The sequence below is a fragment of the Paenibacillus sp. FSL H3-0302 genome, from assembly GCF_037982245.1.
Taxonomy (GTDB): Bacteria; Bacillota; Bacilli; order Paenibacillales; family Paenibacillaceae; genus Paenibacillus_AQ; species Paenibacillus_AQ odorifer.
Genome location: NZ_CP150284.1, coordinates 5,217,907 through 5,235,289, shown reverse-complemented (window position 1 = coordinate 5,235,289; position 17,383 = coordinate 5,217,907). Strand labels below are relative to the sequence as shown.

Genomic DNA, 17,383 nt, shown 5'->3' with positions numbered 1-17,383 from the left:
GATTTAAGTCTGCACAGGATGGGAGAACGGTTATGGGACAGGGAGATGCGAAGTGGAATGAAATGGCGAATCGCTTGATGATCGCCTTGGATTACCCTGATGTTGCAGGGGCAAGAACCTTGATTGACAAGCTGGAAGGGATTCCTTGTTATATGAAAGTGGGAATGCAGCTTTTTTATGCAGCGGGACCGGAATTCATTAATGAACTGAAATCTCGGGGGTATTCTGTATTTGCAGATGTCAAAATGCATGATATTCCTAACACGGTAAAAGGCGGGGCAGAAAGCCTTACGAACCTCGGTGTGGATATGTTTAACGTACATGCCGCAGGAGGCTCAGCGATGATGGCTGCAGCCCGGGAAGGCGCTGCTTCAGTAGTTAATGCGAATGCTGCGCTTAAAATGCCTTTGATTATCGCAGTTACACAGCTGACCAGCACGAGCCAAGAAGTGATGAATAACGAAATTGGAATCGCAGGAGAAGTAGAAGATACTGTGGTCAGATACGCTAAGCTGGCAGCCGCTGCAGGTCTGGATGGGGTAGTGGCTTCACCGCAAGAGTCTTCAGCGATCGCAGAGGCTTGTGGGCCCGCATTTTGTACAGTTACACCTGGTATCCGGCCAGCAGGTGCATCCCTAGGTGACCAGTCCCGGGTGATGACGCCGGGCAAAGCCATTCAGCAAGGCAGCCACTTTCTGGTGGTGGGCCGTCCTGTTACAACTGCGGCTGATCCACGTCAAGCAGCACTAAATATTATTGAGGAGATGACCCTAGCATGAGTACATTAAATAGAAGTGAACAAGTAGCAAGTTATCTGCTTACGATAGGAGCAGTGGCACTGCGTCCGCAGGAGCCTTTTACCTGGACCTCTGGTATTAAATCCCCGATCTATTGCGATAACCGTCTGACTATGGCTTACCCAGAGGTACGTAACTATATTGCTGATGCCTTCGCTGAGCTTATTAAAAGCCAGTATCCAGACGCAGAGGTGATCGCAGGTACAGCAACCGCAGGCATTCCTCACGCAGCTTGGGTAGCTGATAAACTTAATCTGCCAATGGCTTATATCCGCGATAAAGCTAAAGGTCACGGCAAGCAGAACCAGATCGAAGGACTGATTAAGCCGGGGCAAAAGGTAGTCGTTATCGAAGACCTGATCTCCACTGGCGGAAGCTCCATCAAAGCAGCTCAAGCTGTGCAAGAAGCAGGCGCAGAAGCGTTGGCTGTATTGGCAATCTTCAGCTACGAGCTGGACCGTGCGGTGGATGCTTTTGCCGCAGCTGAAATGCCATTACAAAGCTTATCCAACTACAGCACATTGATTGATGTGGCTCTTACACAAGGCAAGATCGCAGCTACAGATGTGGAACTGCTGAAATCTTGGAGAAAAGATCCTTCCGCATTTGGCGTTTAAACTAAATATCTGATTATAGTTTGGACGGGCCTCTCACATTTTGGTGGGAGGTTTTTCTTTTTAACTACACTGAGTGTAATAAAAAGGAAAGCTTAAAGCACACTCTGCTGTATAGGTGCATGAAGTACGTTGTTATTTATTGCAGAAAGATGCAATGATCCAGCCGCGGCAGGTGTAGACTCTGGCATTCGGGATTCTGAAACTCTACTGCTATGCGCTATCGCTCTACGCTCTGAACGCTCTGATACTCTGCTGCTATGCTGCTATGTGCTGTCGCTCTTGCTCTGAACGCTCTGACACCCGGGGATGCCATCGCAATGTCGTCTCAAACGCCGAATAGTTGCAGTTTGTGCACTTAAACTAATCTTCCTTAGAGGATCTGTCGATATAGTTGCACTTTGTGCAATTACATCCGCCAGAAATCCGCCGAAAGCACCTAATTACGTTTTTTAACTGCACATAGTGCAATTAAAAGGAGAAGCACAACACACTCCGCTTTAATAGTTGCACAAAGTGCAATTATCCTGCGTAGAAGGGGCGATTTGTGCCGGTCACAGGAAAGGTGCAGGTTAGTTAGTAGGTTAGTTAGTAGGGAAGACGAATGCTGTATTGGTAAAAGGAAAAGTAGAGTGGAGTGGAGAGTAGAGTAGAGTAGGGTTTTGGTGTTTGTATTCACATTTCACATCTACATTTACATTTACATTTACATTTATATTCACGTTCTGACACTTGGCTGACCTGTGCTCTGTCGCTCTGGTATATTGCGTTCTGACACTCTGCTGCTATGCGCTATCGCTTTACGCTCTGAACGCTCTGATACTCTGCTGCTATGCACTATCGCTCTACGCTCTGAACGTTCTGAAACTCTGCTGCTATGCGCTGTAGCTCTACACTCTGAAACTCTGCTGCTATGCGCTGTAGCTCTACACTCTGAAACTCTGCTGCTAGGTGTTATCGCTCTACGCTCTGAACGCTCTGACACCCGGTGATTCCATCGCGCTGTCGTCTCAAACGCCGAATAGTTGCAGTTTGTGCACTTAAACTAATCTTCCTTAGAGGATCTGGCGATATAGTTGCACTTTGTGCAATTACATCCACCAGAGATCCGCCGAAAGCACCTAATAACGTTTTTTAACTGCACATAGTGCAATTAAAAGGAGAAGCACAACACACTCAGCTGTAATAGTTGCACAAAGTGCAATTATCCTGCCGCAGAAAGGCATTTTAGTATCCTCAGGAAACTCCCGGAACGTTTTTTATAGAAATAATATGAAGAAATCGTAGCATAACTTTAAACAGCCTGTAACTTCCCCTCCTGAATAAAGCTATATACTGTTACTAGAATTATGGGTAATTATTCATAAGGTGGATGGATTAAGTATTTTATGGGAGGGTTCAAGAATGAATCATATAAATAATAATAGAAGGCTATGGCGGCGCTGGTTAAGCTTTGGAATATGTGCAGCACTCCTATTACCTTTAATTTCTGAAAGCAGGCACACAGCCTGGGCGGAGGCTTCTAAGCCATCTACAGAACAGCGCGTGTTACGTATTGGCAGCCTCTGGTCTGGAGAGGACGATTCTTCTTTTCGTCAGCAGTTTACAGATATGTATGAATTGCAGCATCCTGAAATCAAACTTGAGATTATTCCAGCCATCAATATGAATGAGCTTCGTTTTGACAGCACCTATCCAGAGGTTAACCCAGATAATCTGGAGAATATCCGAGCAATTATGGGCGGTGCAGAGCCAGTTGATGTAATCGTCGGTGATAGTACATTGGTAAAGAGTTTGGTGGAACATAATCTGGTGCAACCGCTGGAGCCGCTTATCGCACGAGATCAATATGATTTAAGCAATATGGCGCCTACGATGCTAAGTGGAGTTCGTGAGCTGGGTGGAGGAAGTCTTTACGCGTTAGCGCCGACTTTTATGTCGAGTGCGTTATATTTTAACAAAGGTATTTTTGATGCTGCTGGTGTAGGTTATCCGACAGATGGAATGACTTGGGATGAAGTGTTCGCGCTGGCCGAAAAGGTGACCAAGAAATCGACAAATAAAGATAAGCGTATATATGGCTTTTCGATGAACCGTTATATGAGCGATCCTTTCTGGGATATGCAGACCTATGTCTCACCGCTGGAGCTTGCTATGTATGACAACAAGGGACATAAGATGGAGGTAAACCAAACACAGTGGAGTCAAGCTTGGACGACCTACAGCCAATTGGTGAAAAAGCAAATTACACCTGGGTTAAACGGTATGGATTTTATAGAAACAGAACGGAGTACCTATAGTCCTGTCCAAGGGGATCTCTTCCTTACCGGAAAAGCTGCAATGGTAATTGGAGAATACGATTATCTTAATGAGCTTGCAGGTGTGAGCCGCAATGCAGCAAAGATCAAAAATTATAATCCTGTCGATTGGGGTTTCGTTACCGTACCTACTTTTAAGGAGAAACCAGGAGTGGCTGTAGGTACTTGGGTAGGTAATATGATGGCTATCAACACTATGGCTGCTAATAAGGAAGATGCGTGGGATTTAATCAAGTTCGTCAACAGTAATGAAGTAGCCAAAATTAAAGCCCATACCCGCGGGGAACTAACTTCCCGTAAGGATTACATTACCACGAAAGTACCTTCAGTAAATCTGGAGTCCTTCTATACGCTCAAACCATTACCAGCCAATGATCCTTTGATGAACGCCCTACAAACACAGAAGCCTGGAATTAGCCGTGTTAATGATGTTGGGCGCCAACTGTTCACAGAAGTTTATCAGGGCAAGAGAACGGTCGAGAGTGCACTTAAAGCTTGGGAGAAGCAAGGGAATACGATGCTGGGTACGCTCGAAAAAGATCCCACATATTATTTTGACTCCATAGGGGATTGAGTTTTGGAATATGTAGCAGCCACCGGATTTCCGGTGGCTTATTTTGTGGAACTTGGGCATGATAAGTTCAGAGCAGCGTAAGATTAATTTGCGAAAAGGAGAAGAGGGCATCATGAATTGGATATACTTCGCGAAACTGTTCAGAACGAGATTTCAAGCAGGCTGTTTGGCAAAAAGACTGGAGCAAGATGGCTGGATTTATGGCTATCATGACCCAAGTTTTGTGGAGATTTATCGATCCCGCAAAGGAAGATATGGGGTTAGATTTTTGCCTTGAGAACTTTTACAAATTCATCCTTGACGTAGACCCATTTTGTACTGTATATTATTTATTGTCGCTGTTTGAATATTATTTCTGACGCGGGGTGGAGCAGCCCGGTAGCTCGTCGGGCTCATAACCCGAAGGTCGCAGGTTCAAATCCTGCCCCCGCAACCAATTTTATTACAACAGCAATTGTACATTCGGATATTTTTAGATCCGGGCCCTTAGCTCAGTTGGTTAGAGCGGTCGGCTCATAACCGATTGGTCGGGGGTTCGAGTCCCTCAGGGCCCACTTATCAAAAACCCTTACTTTGTAAGGGTTTTTTGCTGTCTATAGGCTTTGTAATATTAAGAAAATAGAATGGATAAAGACCAGGATTTTGAGCTTGCTAACGGATTTGCTAACGGGAATTATTTTTCAGCAGTTTCGAGCTGTTTTTCAGCGTATTTATTCAGTTCTGCTTCAATTTTGTCAACGGCCTCTTCCTGCATGATTGGGAGTAGGTGTGAGTATCGTTCGTTGAACATCGCTGGAGTCATACCCAGTCGTTCAGCAGCTACCTTTGGATTTATTCCGATCGCCAATAAGAATGATGCATGTGTATGTCGCTGGTCGTGGAACCTAATTTTTTTGACACCTGCTTTACGTACAAGTACGTCCATACCTTCAGTAATTCTTTTTGGCTTTATATAACCTCCGCCAGGGTAGCAACATACTAAGTCATTATCCTCATATGAGTCTCCATATTCTTTTTTATAAGCCTCGATTTGCTTGTAGCGTTCCTTAAGGTCATCAATAATATTCTGAAAAAGTTTTACCCGTCGTATGGAATCATTCGTCTTGGGACGTTGAATGACTAAACCATCACGTGTCCAGTTGGCCGTCTGGATCACCTTGAGTTCTTTCTTTTCAAAGTCGATATCACCCCAGCGAAGTCCAAGGATTTCACCGCGTCTCATTCCAGTATAAATTGCCAATGAAAACACAATATAATGAACATGATACTTGGATGAATTAAGGAACTGGGTGAATTCCTCTATGGTCCAGAACTGCATCTCCTTTTGCTCGTTCGCGTTTATCTTACTCCGCATAGATACTTTACTCATTATATCTTCTGCCAATAGGCCAGATTCAGAGTATGCAAGTCTGAGAGCGCGTTTCAGCACACCATGGATATTCTTTACATAGTCCTTCGAATACTTCTTCCGAAGGTCTGCATAGAAGCTCTTAATCGTTCGTGGGGTGAGAGCCTGAAGCTTTACTTTGCCTAGTGCCGGTATAATGCGGGCTTCAATTATGGTTTTCTCTGTGTCATATGAGGTTGGTTTGAAGTTGGGTTTAGCATGTGTCTCCAAATATTCCACCAAATACTCTGCTAATGTAATCTTAGACTGTTTTAGATCCAATCCTTTTTCAGCATCAGTCATTGCTTTTCTGCATGCACTCCATGCTTCTTTTTCGGTTTTAAATCCACCTTTTGATTTTTGGCTCCTTTCACCTGTCAACGGATCTGCTGGCAAATCGAAGACATAGGTGTATGTTCTACCCCTCAGGTATACATGGCCTTTCATAATCATCAATCCCTTCGTAACTAGAAATTTATAGCGTCATCAATTGCATCCATAGGGAGAATCAACCGTGTTACGCCCTGGCCATGACGCCAGGCCACTCGAGATAAGTTGATGGTCACATACCCTTTACGATTCGGAAGCAGGGAGAGGTCTCCAGGCAGAACGGTAGCATCATGTCGAGAACGGTGGAATGACGAACTATGTAGTTTATAGTTTCGCTCGACATTAAGGTCCAGTGGCTTGTTCCAATTGAAACCCTGACGCTGCTCAATGACTAAGGCTTGTGGGCGAGAGAAGTCTTCTAGACCATACAATGAATGAATACGGGGCTCCTGAAGGTAGTCGAGGCCTGAAACAGGGGATTCGTGGATTGTGGTTTCAAGACTAGACGTAATCTGGTTGGTGTATGTAAAGGTTGACATGAACTCCGAATGGTTTATTCGATCTTCCACTTGTTTGAGACGCAACTCAACTAATTCTGGATAGGCATGGAATTCTAAAGCGAGTAAGCTAATGGCTTCACTCCTGTGAAAGGGAAGTGTTATCTGCTCAAGCATAAAGAATGGGATCGTGGCGTATAACGCAAAACGGTCAGCATCAATCTCTTGAGCTTCACGAAACAAATCTGGCATCCAGCGTTGATCACCTGAGTGACGAATTACATGACAAAGCTCATGAAAAAAAACCTTACGCTGTTCTGTACGATCATTGCGGTTGTCTAAAAAAATGACTCTTTCTTCATTTTCACTAAATGTTCTTTTGTCATAATAAACAATATCTACCCCGAAGCTTAGTGCGATCTTGTCTATATCTAGATCATTAGGGGTAAAAACACCGTTTGATCTGTATTGTTCTTCAATCCATTGTTCCAGAGGAGTTTTGAAATAGTTGGAATAATTCATATAATGGCCCCCGATTTACGTACATATGTTCTATTTTGTTGTGAAAAGAAAAGCCATTGCTGGCTTTGTTTAATTTGAACTAGATGATTAATTATCCTCCATCCAACGATTGGCCCAGATGTGATAGCCTCCAGATATCAATAGGCTAAAAATTGCAAGAACGATAGAAGCACCCGAACTATCAAACCACGACCCTATGATCCAACCTACAGTGCCACAGCCAAAAGTTAATAATATCAATAAAGCAAGTCTAGTTTTTTTATTAACGGCAAGTAGGATTGAGCCTATTAATATTCCACCAAAAACCCACCATGAAGAGAAGTAAAAGCCAGAAACCACTGAAATAATGAATATTTCTGCAAAAAACCAGTTTGCACCTTCTTCGCTTTGCTTTTCTTGATTAACTCCTCGTCTAACTTCATTTTGCACATGATCACCTGGAATACTCCCCATCGGTTGGAGGATTTGCTTATAATTTTTGATTGGATTGTTCAGCTGCGCGTTTCTTCATCTCTCTATAACGTAAGAGAGCTGCTTCCATTTCTTCTATTTCGTCTGGAGTATATTTATCCGGACCACCATAAAAAGACATGTTAGTTTCTTTGCGAACAGGTGACGGATCGTTAGTTCTTCCAAGAAGATAATCTACAGATGTATCAAGAGCATCGGCAATATTTTTTAATGCTTCCGGATCTGGCTTTCTATCATCAGTTTCATATCGTGATAACTGAACGATTGTGAGTCCGCTAAGCTGTGCCAAGTCTTTTTGCTTGATGTTCTTTTTTTCTCTAAGGTTCTTAATTCTTCCGCCAAGGGTTTGCATAGAAACTCCTTCCTAAAAAATAGATTCAACTTTAATACAATAATAGCATTACCATATTGGTAAATAAATAAAATTGCCATATTGGTAATAATATTATTGACATTACCTTTTTGGTAATTTATAATCAAAACATAAATTACCGAATCGGTAACTTGGAGGTGGTGGAATGAGAAGAGTTGATTTGAAAAAGATAAAAAATTTGCGGAAAAGTAAAGGATTTTCTTTAGAAGAAATGGCTATCCGATTAGGTTATGAAAGTGCAAATGGTTATTATTACTTGGAGATTGGTCGTGGGAAGTTTCCAGCAGAAACACTTGCAAAAGTAGCTAAGATTTTAGGGGTTGAAATAGATGAGCTTTTTTTTGAGGATGAAATTGCCGATTTGGTAATTTCGGATCAAAAGAAGGAGGTGATCTGATTGGAAATTCAAGATATTCGTGAAGTGAAGGAAACAAGAAAGTCTGAGGAAGTTAACCGGCTGATCAATGAAGGTTGGCTTCTCGATTACCGGGAGCATGGCCAAGGCTATTCTCGTTATGTGTTAATCAAAGTTAAGTAAGGAGGTACCGTCATGGCTAAGGCTGTAAAAACACCAGCGACCTTCGCGGAAGCCCTCCGCCTGGCGGCTGATCTTGCCGAGCAGAATGAAAAATTGGAAATGCAGCTTGCGGAACTACGGTTGAATGGAGAATATCCAGAAGTGCTCCGACCAGCTCATATTATGAAGTTACTGAGAATGAGCGCTCCAAAAGTTCAAGAGCTTACCAATCATCCTACCTTTCCACATTTGAATCGGAATAGGAAGAAGGGCGAGGCAGTAACTGTTCTTAAATCGGATCTGTACCACTGGTTAAAAACAGAGCGTTATGAATGAGGAAACCCGCCAAGCTGTACCGGCTACGGCGGGTGGGGGATTCGGCAAGGGGAATTGCTTAACAACATCATACATCAGGCCTCTGTCCGATAGCATCCCATAAAACGGACAAAGGAGAGGATCAAAAGTTGGCAATCGGACAATTCGGACCAGCATTAGAGCAAGCATTAAAGGTCTCAGGTGATACCAGAGAAAAAGCAGGGCTTATCGTTCATGCTGATGCTTCCTTAATAGGGAAAATTGCAAGGGGAACTCGAAAAGCATCCAAACCGGTCATGAGAGCAGTAATTGAACATTACGATGATGGGCAACTCTCACTAGCAGCTGCTGCAGATGTAACTGGTGGGGCGTTTGCCCCATGGTTAGACAACGTAGACCTACATAGAGCAAGCGTTTTATTCAAAACGATCGAAGAAATGCAAGAAGTGCTTGAAGCCTCTGGGCAAGCTCCAATCAGTAAAACAAATGAACAAATAACGGATGCAGAGCGGCATCAAATAAAGCAACTGCTTATGGAATCGGTGGAAGCTATCACGGCCCTGACTCATCTGGTTGCAGTGATATGTAAAGAGTATTCCTTTAGTTGGTTGGGAACTTGGAAAGAGCATCGAGCTGAGCTGAAAGCAAAAAAATATTTGAAATGAGGGAGCGCTTTGGAAAGAGAACAATTGGTTGCTGAGGCAAGAGAAGCGGGTCAACATGCAACACATAACTTGCAGATGATCCGTAAGAACCCGAGTGTGATGCTACCTGGAAGGATTGAGGATGCGGAGAGCTATTTGAACAATATGATACGCGTTGCAGAAGTAGAAATAAAAAATGACCGCCTGGCAGGGCAGTCACTTGGTTTGAAATCTCGGTTAGAGAATCTCTTGGTGTCCATTTTAACCTCGAAGCGTCAAAAGCGCAAGGAGGGGGCTGTGTGACAGAACAGCAGATAAGAAGCTTCGGTCAAGCTCTGGCTGAACGCTTTAAACAAGTGGGGGATGAAAGACTCGTTGCAGAGAGACGGTTTCGAGAATCGCTTTACTCCCCAGCATCCATCCGGTTTGAGGTGCTAGAACTGGAGCGGAAGCGAGACATCGCTCAGGCCGCTTTTGATTCTTGGAAGGAAGTCACCGAAAATCTACCTTCTGAGATTCAGAACACTTTTAAAGAACACTACCAAAAAATAAATCCTATGGAGGCTAAATAATATGAAATCTACTGGAATTGTACGCAAAATTGACGAGCTTGGACGGATTGTTATCCCGATTGAACTGCGTAGAACGATGAATCTGGAAATCAAAGACCCTGTAGAGATCTTTGTTGACGACGACAAGATCATCTTCCGCAAGTATGCGCCGGGCTGTGCGATCACTGGTAGCCAGGAAGATTTGGTTCCGTTCGAAGGGAAACTGTACAGCCGCGCAATTATTCAGCAAATGGCTGTTGCGGCAGGAATTAAGTAAGAAAAGCAAGGGCTTCGGCCCCTGTCTCCAAGCGTCGACCCTTAGAAATAACCTTTCCTCCGGGTTGGCGTTTGGAGATGCGGCTGACGCATCAATACATATGGAAGGAGGCAGCTTATGCAAGTCATTCAAAAGTTAACAGTGGTTAGTAATCCAACACGAGTATTTGAAGTTGGAACCGAGATTGATAGCCATGAAGTAATTGAAATTAAGCAGGTTGGTTCTGAGTATGAGGACCATATTCATTCTGAGTATGTCGTTCTGGACGAAGATGGCCACATGATAGCCAGTGTCGAGAACGCTCCTGTAATTGTGGATTACAAGCAAATTGCTGAACACGACAACGAAAAATAGCCCACTGGCATGGGCTATCACTGTTCATTGAAAACTTAATTATTCACTTGCCTCCATCTTAGCAGGTGGGGGCGCACTACACAAGAGGGAGTGAAAGTAATGTTAACTGCCTTTTCTGCTGACATTAGTGGTCAGCGTATTGAGGTTGAAATTCAGCCTCCAACACACTATACGCCTTCGGTTCTTTCAATTCGGCAGCAATCTGGAACCTTTCAGCTGCACGCTGATCCGGATCAATTAGCTGAAGTCGAATATGCCATTCGGACTTATCTGAAAAGTATTCGTTACTCAGAAACACCTGATCAACAAATGATCTTACATGCTGAATGTAATGCAGCAATCGAGGAGGGAATCGCTTGAAACGTATCGTTTTGGAGCGCTTGACGCTCCGTAATTTCAAAGGTATTAAAGAACTTGTCCTCGCCGCTAATGGCGGGGACGCTGATGTCTATGGTGACAATGCTACTGGGAAGACCACTATGTTCGACGGCTTTGTCTGGCTCTTGTTCGGTAAGGACAGCCAGAACAAGGCTGACTTCGAGATTAAGGGTTTGGATGGAGAGGGGAAGGTTCTTCAGCACAAGTTGGAACACGAGGTCGAGGGAGTTTTCCTGATCGATGGACGCCGCCGTACTTTCCGCCGTGTCTTCTCCGAGAAGTGGACTAAGAAGCGCGGTTCCGCGACGGACGCCTTCGAAGGGCATGAAACGAACTACTTCCTTGATGGTGTTCCTGTGAAAAAGGGAGAGTACACCGCCGAAGTCGATTCCATTATCAAAGAGGATTTATTCAAACTATTGACTTCACCTTCTTACTTCAATGAACAGCTAAAGAAAGAAGAGCGCCGAAAGACATTACTGGAGGTATGCGGTGATCTTACGGACGCCGAGGTCATTCACGGTAACAAGGAACTTGCTTCATTACCAGGTATCCTGGGAGATCGTGACCTTGAGTCACATAAAAAGGTTATCTTTTCTCGATGCACTGTGATTAATAAGGAGATCAAGGAGCTGCCAGTGCGGATCAGTGAAGTGCAGCGTCAAATGCCGGATGTTGTGGAGCTGGATGAAGAGCTCCAAAAGGAAGATATCGCAATGCTTCGCCGCCGGGTTGAATCCAGCGAGGCAGAATTGTCCCGCTTCCTTTCTGGCGGGGAAGTGGCAGTTAAGGAAAAGCGGCTTCGTGAAATTGAAGGCGAGCTGATCGATATCAAGAGTCGTATGCAATCCAATTTGTTGGATAAGTTGGCTCTCAAACGTGATGAAGTGAACCGGATGCATAACGAGTTGGATAAGTACCGCCGTACAGTAGAGGACAAGGAGCAACGTATCAAGCAGAATGAGCGCTTAGTTACTGATCGTCGGCAAGAAGCAGATCGCTTGAGAACAGAATTTGCTGAGCTGAAGAGTCTTACCTTCGAACATCCTGAAGATTATGATGCCAATTGCCCAGCCTGTGGTCAGTCACTTCCAGAAGATCAAATTAAGGTAGCTCACGACAAAGCAGATGCTGAATTTAATCGTCGACTAGCGGAGCGTAAGGAGCGTATCAATAATTCCGGAAAAGCAGCGGTGGCTGAAGCTCAGAAATTCGAGCAGGAAATTATTCGGCTACGTGAAGAAATCGAAGGTTTGACCAGTACCTTGAAAACCCTGCAGGCTGAGGTCGCATCTGCTGATGATCAGCTAACTGTTCTTCGAGCAGGTGTTAAAGATCCTACCTCTGATCCGGAATATGCGAGTAAGCTTGCCGAAGCTACTCAAGTTAAACAACAGATTGAAGTATTGAGAACTTCAGGTGAAGATGCTGCTGCAACTGCCCGTTCCGAGATTCGCCGGCAACGTGCTGAGATAGAAGAAATGGAACGCGATCTCGCTAAATTCGATGGTGTACGCCGAGCGCAGCTGCGTGTGACGGAGCTAGAGAAACAGGAGCGGGAACTTGCAGCAGAGTACGAACGCTTGCAGCATGAACTGTTCCTCTGCGAGGAATTCACTAAGACGAAGGTCAGCATGCTGGATGCCAAGATCAACAGCAAATTCAAGCTCGCACGGTTTCGACTCTTTGAGGATCAAATCAACGGCGGGATCAAGGAAGTCTGCGACACGCTTTATAAGGGAGTCCCTTATGATGGTGGACTCAACAATGCGGCTCGTATCAATGTCGGTTTGGACATCATCAATACGCTAGGTGAGCATTACGGATTCTCTGCTCCAATCTTCGTAGATAATGCCGAAGCAGTGACGCAGCTGATCGGAACTGATGCTCAGGTAATCCGATTAGTCGTTAGTGAAGCAGATAAGAAGCTGCGCATTGAGACGGCAGCCATACAGGAGGCGATCTAATGAGCACCACTTATAAAGTTACTGCTTCTGATCCTTCGAATGGATTATTCGCTGGTCAAACTATTAAGCCATATTACGAGGATAGCATCGAGATGATCATTACCGGATCTCAATTGGGAGTCGATCATCACATCAGGAAAAATAGTCAGTATTTCAATGGTCATTTTGCTAAGGAGGAGGAAGAGGAATGAGTGCAGGTAATCAAGTGGCAATTATTCAAAAGGACATCACCGATGATGTTAATCGGAGCCTTACACGTTTGCAGGATGATGGGTTAATCTTGCCTCCAAATTACAATGCGAGCAATGCGCTAAAAAGCGCCTTCTTCAAGCTCCAGGAGGTACAGGATAAGAATGGTAAGCCTGCGTTGGAGGTATGCTCGCGGGAATCTGTCGCAAATGCACTGCTGGATATGGTTGTGCAAGGTCTAAGCCCGGCCAAAACACAGTGCTATTTCATTGTGTATGGCAGCAAGCTTCAGCTTAACCGTTCCTACTTTGGGACACAAGCTGTGCTGAAACGTTTGTCCAACGTCAAAGATATTTGGGCAAACGTGATTTATAAGGGCGATGTTTTTGAATATGCAGTGAATGGCGGACGTGAAAAATTGGTCAAGCACGAAACCAATTTTGAAAATAGAGACAATGAAATTCTAGGTGTGTATGCCGTCGTGAAGTCGGTTGATGATGAAGAAATCCTTACCATCATGACAAAAAAGGAAGTTGATGCATCGTGGAGTCAGAGCAAAACAAGTCAATCTGTCCATAAAAAATTCCCGCAAGAAATGGCAAAACGGACTGTTATAAACCGTGCGGCCAAGGCTTATATCAACACCAGTGACGACAGCGACTTGCTGGTCGATGCTATTAATCGGTCGACAGAAAACGAGTATGACGACCGTGTCGATGTGACACCTGAAGAAGTCAAAGCAGAGATTGCAGAACATGCGAACGGAAAGATTATTGATATCACACCTGGAGCAGCAGCTGATAAAAAGGCTACTGAAGCTCCAACAGCAGAGAAGTCAAAAACTACTGAGACCAAAAGACAACCGACAGGAAATAAGGCTCAAGCTGGTAATGATCTTAACAATTTTGCTGATGATGTCCCTCCTCTTGAACAAGAGATGCAGTTCTGATGATTGATATCCAATGTTTCGGCTCTAGCAGCGCCGGTAATGCCTATCGCATATATGACGGGCATACCGTACTTCTGCTGGAAGCCGGTTTTCCTTATAAGTCGATACAGCGGGCGCTTAATTTTAGAATGTCAGACATTGCCGGTTGCCTCATTACACACGAGCATCTGGACCATAGCAAGGCTGCTCCTGACATCATGCGAGCAGGTATAAACATTTACACCAGCGCAGGTACGGCAACTGCTAGAGGGTTATCAGGACATCGTCTGAAGGTCATAAAGGCGTTAGAGCAGTTCACAATCGGTACTTGGACAATTCTACCGTTTGATATTCAGCATGATGTGGAGGAGCCGTTAGGTTTCCTGCTAGCCAATCCAGAGGGAGATAAACTAGTTTTCCTGACTGATACCTACTATTGCCGACATCGCTTCAAAGACCTTACTCACATCATGGTGGAGTGCAATTATTCCTTAGATATCGTTAACAAGCGGGTGGCTGCGGGTCACTTGCATCCTGCTCAAAAGAAACGGCTGCTTCGTTCTCACTTCGGATTGGAGAATGTGAAAGAATTCTTGAAAGCCAATGATACCCGTAATGTTGAGGAGATTTGGTTACTGCATCTATCTGATGGTAATAGTGACGCCGAACGCTTCAAACGAGAGATTCAGGAGACTACCGGAGCTCTTGTTAGGGTGGCAGATCGATGATCAACGATAAACCTATGATGCAGAGCATGATGGGGGAGAGGATCTGGAAGCTAATGAAGGTAGATCAGGAGGAGTTTAAACGGGAAACTCGAGAATACTTCGCTCGAGCTTATCCAGGCTGGACGGTGAAGCGGGTGAAATATCCGATTGTTTATCTCCAGGATGATAGACCCGGCCATTAAATAAGGAGGCGGTGCCGGTGGATTCCAACGTGAACCCCCAACCCACGGATGCCCATATACGAATCAACCACGAAATTCATAGAGAGCTGATCCGGCGGAAGTTCACTCAGCGACAGCGCGACATTATTGATTTCATTTTAACGTTGAGCTGGGGGTGCGGGAAGCCATCGGCGATTATACCGCAGCTGAAGCATTTTGAATTATGTGGTATTCGTAAAAATCATATTCGAGCTGAACTCATAGCTTTGTGTGAAAAAAAGGTGATTCTATGGGAGCAAAGTTTGAATATTTTCCAAATTAACAAGCACTATGACCAGTGGAGTGTTGATCCTATAGAGAGTTTTGATCTCAAAAAAATGAAAGAATTAATCAACTTAAATATCGAAAATCATTCACCAAATCTCACAAAAATGGTTCCTAAAAAGGGAACTCAGTTCCCAAATAAGGAACCGAAAATGGGTTCCCAAAAAGGGAACTCAGTTACACATTCGGGAACCAAGTTCCTAAAAAGGGAACTGCGCGGTTCCCAAAAAGGGAACTTTCCGGTTCCCAATTCGGGAACCGTGAGGCGCCACTATCCCAGTCATATCAAGGCTTTCAGCGTCTCTAAAGAAAGTATTAAAGCAATTATTAAAAGAAGCAGTAGTAATAAGAGTATTTTATCTGAAATAGATACAGAGCCAAAAACCATCAACAACAGCCCTAATTATTCCTTCGGATACCTGTACCAAGCCTATGAAAAAAACTTCACAGAAGACGGTAAGGTTACTCCTTTTGAAACTGAAGAATTTGGAGCACTCTTCGATGACTATGGCGGAGAGTGGATGTTGAAGGCAATGAGGGAGGCTAGCAGGCATAAGGTTTTGACCCTTGCTTATGTCGGGGGAATTTTAAAGGGCTATCGAAAACGTGGAGGACCTGAGGCTGTGATTAGTGGGGGACGTGATTCGCCTGCAATTACAACCATTCCTGAAAATGATCCGATCATGGACCGGATACGAAAGGCAGATGAACAACGACTTGCTCAATACGGAACTGCTTGAAATTGAAATCTTAGGTTCTTTCTTCCTTGATCCGTCCCTTGTTCCCGAAGTTGCAATGTCCATCCAACCCTCTGTATTCACTCAGCCTTGGCATCGTAATTTGATCAAGATGATTCAAGAGCTTCACCGACAGGGGAAGGAATTGTCCTTTACCACTTTCGCAACAGTGTTCGGGAAGCACCTCGAAAGAGTAGGCGGATTTGACTATCTGACAAAATTAACCCATTCGGCGGTAACTGCTGGACGGATTGAGAACAATGTTCGTGAACTAATCGAAGCGGATGCACGCAGAAAAGCAATGGCACTGGTTGAAGAGTATAAAGACAAATTCTCCGATTTTTCCGCCGGTAGCTTCGAGAGCATTCTTGATGAGTTTGAACAGCGTTCGTTGGATATACGACCAAAGGCGCTTCAGCAGGATACAAGGATGGATGACATCATCGATTGGTACGAGGAATTGGTTCTTAAAACTCAAGATCCAGGTCGTGCTCTTGGCATAATGACAGGTTGGGATGCTATCGATCGGCTGACTCTTGGCTTCCAGCGTACAAATTTGATCGTAGTAGGGGCCAGGACGAGTATCGGTAAATCGGCATTCGCTAATGAAATCGAGCTCAGAGTGACCAAACGAGGGTTTAAGGTGGCGAGCTTTTCACTCGAAATGTCCAAAGGACAGAAGTACAACCGAGCTCTATCGAATTTGTCAGGAATATCAATGCAAGCGATTCGTTCAGGTAATTTGACCTCTGGTCACTTGGAAATGATTTCTCGACACATGGATTTGGTGCGACGGATTCACATCGATGATAGCCGTGGCGTGACAGCAGATTATATCTGTTCGGAGATGCGTCGGTTAAAGAGACAGGAAGGTCTGGATTTAGTAATCGTGGATTACCTGCAGGAAGTTCTTGAGGAAGCTGCGGCAAATGACAACAGTGGATCTGGTCTTCACCGGGTCTGTCAGAAGCTTCGTAAGGCAGCAAAGGATTGTGACTGTGTGATGGTTGGATTATCCCAAGTGAAACAAGAAGTGGATACACGGCAGAACAAGAGGCCGTTCATCTCAGACTTGTCTGGAAGTGCAGCGATAAGCGCGGTGGCTGATGACATTATCATGTTGTATCGGGATGAGTACTACAACCAAGATACACCTGATCCGGGAATCATGGAGGTTAATTTGGCCAAGCAGCGGAACGGTCCAACAGGAATGGTAAAACTCAATTTCAAGAAAGAGACACAGCAAATTGCATAAGGAGGCAACAGTTATGAAGCAGGGGAAGCGGCCAACGAAGAAACAGAAGATCATGATTGCAGCAGCTAAGGGCTTGGTGCTGGAAAACTGGTTGGTGGAAAGGGAGACACCAACACAGCTTGTGTTGGTTCATCGTAAATCTGGCAAGCCGAAGACGATCAGTAAGGGGGCCTAA

25 protein-coding genes and 2 tRNA genes are annotated in these 17,383 nt (G+C 44.6%); 23 read left to right on the top strand and 4 right to left on the bottom strand.

Translation table 11 applies throughout. The features are described 5' to 3' along the window. Positions 1-32 precede the first annotated feature (32 nt). The 6 genes from pyrF to MHH50_RS23385 all read left to right on the top strand — a co-directional run bounded on the left by pyrF (position 33) and on the right by MHH50_RS23385 (position 4,857). Positions 33-779, top strand: a complete 747-nt coding sequence (pyrF, locus tag MHH50_RS23410; protein WP_076185241.1) for an orotidine-5'-phosphate decarboxylase — start codon at positions 33-35, stop codon at positions 777-779. Further along, on the top strand, positions 776-1,414 hold the full coding sequence (gene pyrE, locus MHH50_RS23405) for an orotate phosphoribosyltransferase (protein ID WP_076128834.1): 639 nt from the start codon (positions 776-778) through the stop codon (positions 1,412-1,414). Before pyrF ends, pyrE begins: the two co-directional genes overlap by 4 nt. Before the next feature lie 1,401 nt (positions 1,415-2,815). Then, positions 2,816-4,303: an extracellular solute-binding protein gene (locus MHH50_RS23400; RefSeq protein ID WP_340033512.1), complete on the top strand. Its 1,488-nt coding sequence runs from the start codon at positions 2,816-2,818 to the stop codon at positions 4,301-4,303. Between the two features lie 112 nt (positions 4,304-4,415). Further along, positions 4,416-4,580: a hypothetical protein gene (locus MHH50_RS23395; RefSeq protein ID WP_167347621.1), complete on the top strand. Its 165-nt coding sequence runs from the start codon at positions 4,416-4,418 to the stop codon at positions 4,578-4,580. A gap of 82 nt (positions 4,581-4,662) precedes the next feature. After that, positions 4,663-4,739, top strand: a tRNA-Met gene (locus tag MHH50_RS23390). 44 nt (positions 4,740-4,783) lie between these two features. Continuing rightward, positions 4,784-4,857 (top strand) — tRNA-Ile (locus MHH50_RS23385). A 119-nt stretch (positions 4,858-4,976) separates the two neighbouring features. On the opposite strand, the gene MHH50_RS23380 is transcribed toward MHH50_RS23385, so the two are convergent. The 4 genes from MHH50_RS23380 to MHH50_RS23365 form a co-directional block, all read right to left on the bottom strand. Continuing rightward, positions 4,977-6,137, bottom strand: a complete 1,161-nt coding sequence (locus MHH50_RS23380; protein ID WP_340033511.1) for a site-specific integrase — start codon at positions 6,135-6,137, stop codon at positions 4,977-4,979. Positions 6,138-6,157: 20 nt separating this feature from the next. Further along, a complete protein-coding gene (locus MHH50_RS23375) occupies positions 6,158-7,039 on the bottom strand; it encodes an ImmA/IrrE family metallo-endopeptidase (RefSeq protein WP_340033510.1) in 882 nt (293 codons plus the stop codon). 87 nt (positions 7,040-7,126) lie between these two features. Beyond that, entirely contained in the window at positions 7,127-7,492 is a 366-nt protein-coding gene (locus MHH50_RS23370; RefSeq protein ID WP_340033509.1) for a hypothetical protein, read from the bottom strand. 16 nt (positions 7,493-7,508) lie between these two features. Beyond that, complete coding sequence (locus tag MHH50_RS23365; protein WP_094878893.1) at positions 7,509-7,862, bottom strand: helix-turn-helix domain-containing protein; 354 nt, start codon at positions 7,860-7,862, stop codon at positions 7,509-7,511. A gap of 166 nt (positions 7,863-8,028) precedes the next feature. On the opposite strand from MHH50_RS23365, the gene MHH50_RS23360 reads away from it, so the two are divergent. The 17 genes from MHH50_RS23360 to MHH50_RS23280 all read left to right on the top strand — a co-directional run bounded on the left by MHH50_RS23360 (position 8,029) and on the right by MHH50_RS23280 (position 17,383). Next, complete coding sequence (locus MHH50_RS23360) at positions 8,029-8,280, top strand: helix-turn-helix transcriptional regulator (RefSeq protein WP_340033508.1); 252 nt, start codon at positions 8,029-8,031, stop codon at positions 8,278-8,280. Further along, positions 8,281-8,421: a hypothetical protein gene (locus MHH50_RS23355; RefSeq protein WP_156417429.1), complete on the top strand. Its 141-nt coding sequence runs from the start codon at positions 8,281-8,283 to the stop codon at positions 8,419-8,421. It abuts the gene before it with no gap. Positions 8,422-8,433: 12 nt separating this feature from the next. After that, positions 8,434-8,736: a hypothetical protein gene (locus MHH50_RS23350; RefSeq protein WP_076220921.1), complete on the top strand. Its 303-nt coding sequence runs from the start codon at positions 8,434-8,436 to the stop codon at positions 8,734-8,736. A gap of 128 nt (positions 8,737-8,864) precedes the next feature. Continuing rightward, positions 8,865-9,380: an XRE family transcriptional regulator gene (locus MHH50_RS23345; protein ID WP_340033507.1), complete on the top strand. Its 516-nt coding sequence runs from the start codon at positions 8,865-8,867 to the stop codon at positions 9,378-9,380. 9 nt (positions 9,381-9,389) lie between these two features. Next, on the top strand, positions 9,390-9,662 hold the full coding sequence (locus tag MHH50_RS23340) for a hypothetical protein (RefSeq protein WP_076220922.1): 273 nt from the start codon (positions 9,390-9,392) through the stop codon (positions 9,660-9,662). Beyond that, positions 9,659-9,931, top strand: coding sequence for a hypothetical protein (locus MHH50_RS23335; protein WP_076302480.1), 273 nt, complete (start codon positions 9,659-9,661; stop codon positions 9,929-9,931). Before MHH50_RS23340 ends, MHH50_RS23335 begins: the two co-directional genes overlap by 4 nt. A gap of 1 nt (position 9,932) precedes the next feature. Beyond that, on the top strand, positions 9,933-10,187 hold the full coding sequence (locus MHH50_RS23330; protein ID WP_076302481.1) for an AbrB/MazE/SpoVT family DNA-binding domain-containing protein: 255 nt from the start codon (positions 9,933-9,935) through the stop codon (positions 10,185-10,187). Positions 10,188-10,304: 117 nt separating this feature from the next. Then, the gene (locus MHH50_RS23325; RefSeq protein ID WP_076302482.1) at positions 10,305-10,541 is read left to right on the top strand and encodes a hypothetical protein; all 237 of its coding nucleotides are present in this window, start codon (positions 10,305-10,307) and stop codon (positions 10,539-10,541) included. A gap of 99 nt (positions 10,542-10,640) precedes the next feature. After that, on the top strand, positions 10,641-10,901 hold the full coding sequence (locus MHH50_RS23320) for a hypothetical protein (RefSeq protein ID WP_076302483.1): 261 nt from the start codon (positions 10,641-10,643) through the stop codon (positions 10,899-10,901). Next, positions 10,898-12,886 carry a hypothetical protein gene (locus MHH50_RS23315; RefSeq protein ID WP_340033506.1) on the top strand — a complete coding sequence of 663 codons (1,989 nt, stop codon included), beginning with the start codon at positions 10,898-10,900 and terminating at the stop codon, positions 12,884-12,886. The genes MHH50_RS23320 and MHH50_RS23315 overlap by 4 nt, the downstream gene beginning before the upstream one ends. After that, positions 12,886-13,077, top strand: coding sequence for a hypothetical protein (locus MHH50_RS23310; RefSeq protein WP_340033504.1), 192 nt, complete (start codon positions 12,886-12,888; stop codon positions 13,075-13,077). The genes MHH50_RS23315 and MHH50_RS23310 overlap by 1 nt, the downstream gene beginning before the upstream one ends. After that, positions 13,074-14,024 (top strand): RecT family recombinase, encoded by a 951-nt coding sequence (locus MHH50_RS23305; RefSeq protein WP_340033502.1) that lies wholly within the window; start codon positions 13,074-13,076, stop codon positions 14,022-14,024. The genes MHH50_RS23310 and MHH50_RS23305 overlap by 4 nt, the downstream gene beginning before the upstream one ends. Beyond that, positions 14,024-14,731, top strand: coding sequence for an MBL fold metallo-hydrolase (locus MHH50_RS23300; protein ID WP_340033501.1), 708 nt, complete (start codon positions 14,024-14,026; stop codon positions 14,729-14,731). Before MHH50_RS23305 ends, MHH50_RS23300 begins: the two co-directional genes overlap by 1 nt. Next, entirely contained in the window at positions 14,728-14,913 is a 186-nt protein-coding gene (locus tag MHH50_RS23295) for a hypothetical protein (protein WP_340033500.1), read from the top strand. Before MHH50_RS23300 ends, MHH50_RS23295 begins: the two co-directional genes overlap by 4 nt. A gap of 17 nt (positions 14,914-14,930) precedes the next feature. Continuing rightward, positions 14,931-15,956 (top strand): replication protein, encoded by a 1,026-nt coding sequence (locus MHH50_RS23290; RefSeq protein WP_340033499.1) that lies wholly within the window; start codon positions 14,931-14,933, stop codon positions 15,954-15,956. Continuing rightward, complete coding sequence (locus tag MHH50_RS23285; RefSeq protein WP_340033498.1) at positions 15,889-17,208, top strand: DnaB-like helicase C-terminal domain-containing protein; 1,320 nt, start codon at positions 15,889-15,891, stop codon at positions 17,206-17,208. Before MHH50_RS23290 ends, MHH50_RS23285 begins: the two co-directional genes overlap by 68 nt. Before the next feature lie 13 nt (positions 17,209-17,221). After that, positions 17,222-17,383, top strand: coding sequence for a hypothetical protein (locus MHH50_RS23280; protein ID WP_340033497.1), 162 nt, complete (start codon positions 17,222-17,224; stop codon positions 17,381-17,383).

Coding starts and splice junctions, on each gene's coding strand:
- pyrF (WP_076185241.1), top strand. CDS start 33: ATGGGACAGGGAGATGCGAAGTGGAATGAAATGGCGAATCGCTTGATG.
- pyrE (WP_076128834.1), top strand. CDS start 776: ATGAGTACATTAAATAGAAGTGAACAAGTAGCAAGTTATCTGCTTACG.
- MHH50_RS23400 (WP_340033512.1), top strand. CDS start 2,816: ATGAATCATATAAATAATAATAGAAGGCTATGGCGGCGCTGGTTAAGC.
- MHH50_RS23395 (WP_167347621.1), top strand. CDS start 4,416: ATGAATTGGATATACTTCGCGAAACTGTTCAGAACGAGATTTCAAGCA.
- MHH50_RS23380 (WP_340033511.1), bottom strand. CDS start 6,137: ATGAAAGGCCATGTATACCTGAGGGGTAGAACATACACCTATGTCTTC.
- MHH50_RS23375 (WP_340033510.1), bottom strand. CDS start 7,039: ATGAATTATTCCAACTATTTCAAAACTCCTCTGGAACAATGGATTGAA.
- MHH50_RS23370 (WP_340033509.1), bottom strand. CDS start 7,492: ATGGGGAGTATTCCAGGTGATCATGTGCAAAATGAAGTTAGACGAGGA.
- MHH50_RS23365 (WP_094878893.1), bottom strand. CDS start 7,862: ATGCAAACCCTTGGCGGAAGAATTAAGAACCTTAGAGAAAAAAAGAAC.
- MHH50_RS23360 (WP_340033508.1), top strand. CDS start 8,029: ATGAGAAGAGTTGATTTGAAAAAGATAAAAAATTTGCGGAAAAGTAAA.
- MHH50_RS23350 (WP_076220921.1), top strand. CDS start 8,434: ATGGCTAAGGCTGTAAAAACACCAGCGACCTTCGCGGAAGCCCTCCGC.
- MHH50_RS23330 (WP_076302481.1), top strand. CDS start 9,933: ATGAAATCTACTGGAATTGTACGCAAAATTGACGAGCTTGGACGGATT.
- MHH50_RS23325 (WP_076302482.1), top strand. CDS start 10,305: ATGCAAGTCATTCAAAAGTTAACAGTGGTTAGTAATCCAACACGAGTA.
- MHH50_RS23320 (WP_076302483.1), top strand. CDS start 10,641: ATGTTAACTGCCTTTTCTGCTGACATTAGTGGTCAGCGTATTGAGGTT.
- MHH50_RS23310 (WP_340033504.1), top strand. CDS start 12,886: ATGAGCACCACTTATAAAGTTACTGCTTCTGATCCTTCGAATGGATTA.
- MHH50_RS23305 (WP_340033502.1), top strand. CDS start 13,074: ATGAGTGCAGGTAATCAAGTGGCAATTATTCAAAAGGACATCACCGAT.
- MHH50_RS23300 (WP_340033501.1), top strand. CDS start 14,024: ATGATTGATATCCAATGTTTCGGCTCTAGCAGCGCCGGTAATGCCTAT.
- MHH50_RS23295 (WP_340033500.1), top strand. CDS start 14,728: ATGATCAACGATAAACCTATGATGCAGAGCATGATGGGGGAGAGGATC.
- MHH50_RS23285 (WP_340033498.1), top strand. CDS start 15,889: ATGATCCGATCATGGACCGGATACGAAAGGCAGATGAACAACGACTTG.
- MHH50_RS23280 (WP_340033497.1), top strand. CDS start 17,222: ATGAAGCAGGGGAAGCGGCCAACGAAGAAACAGAAGATCATGATTGCA.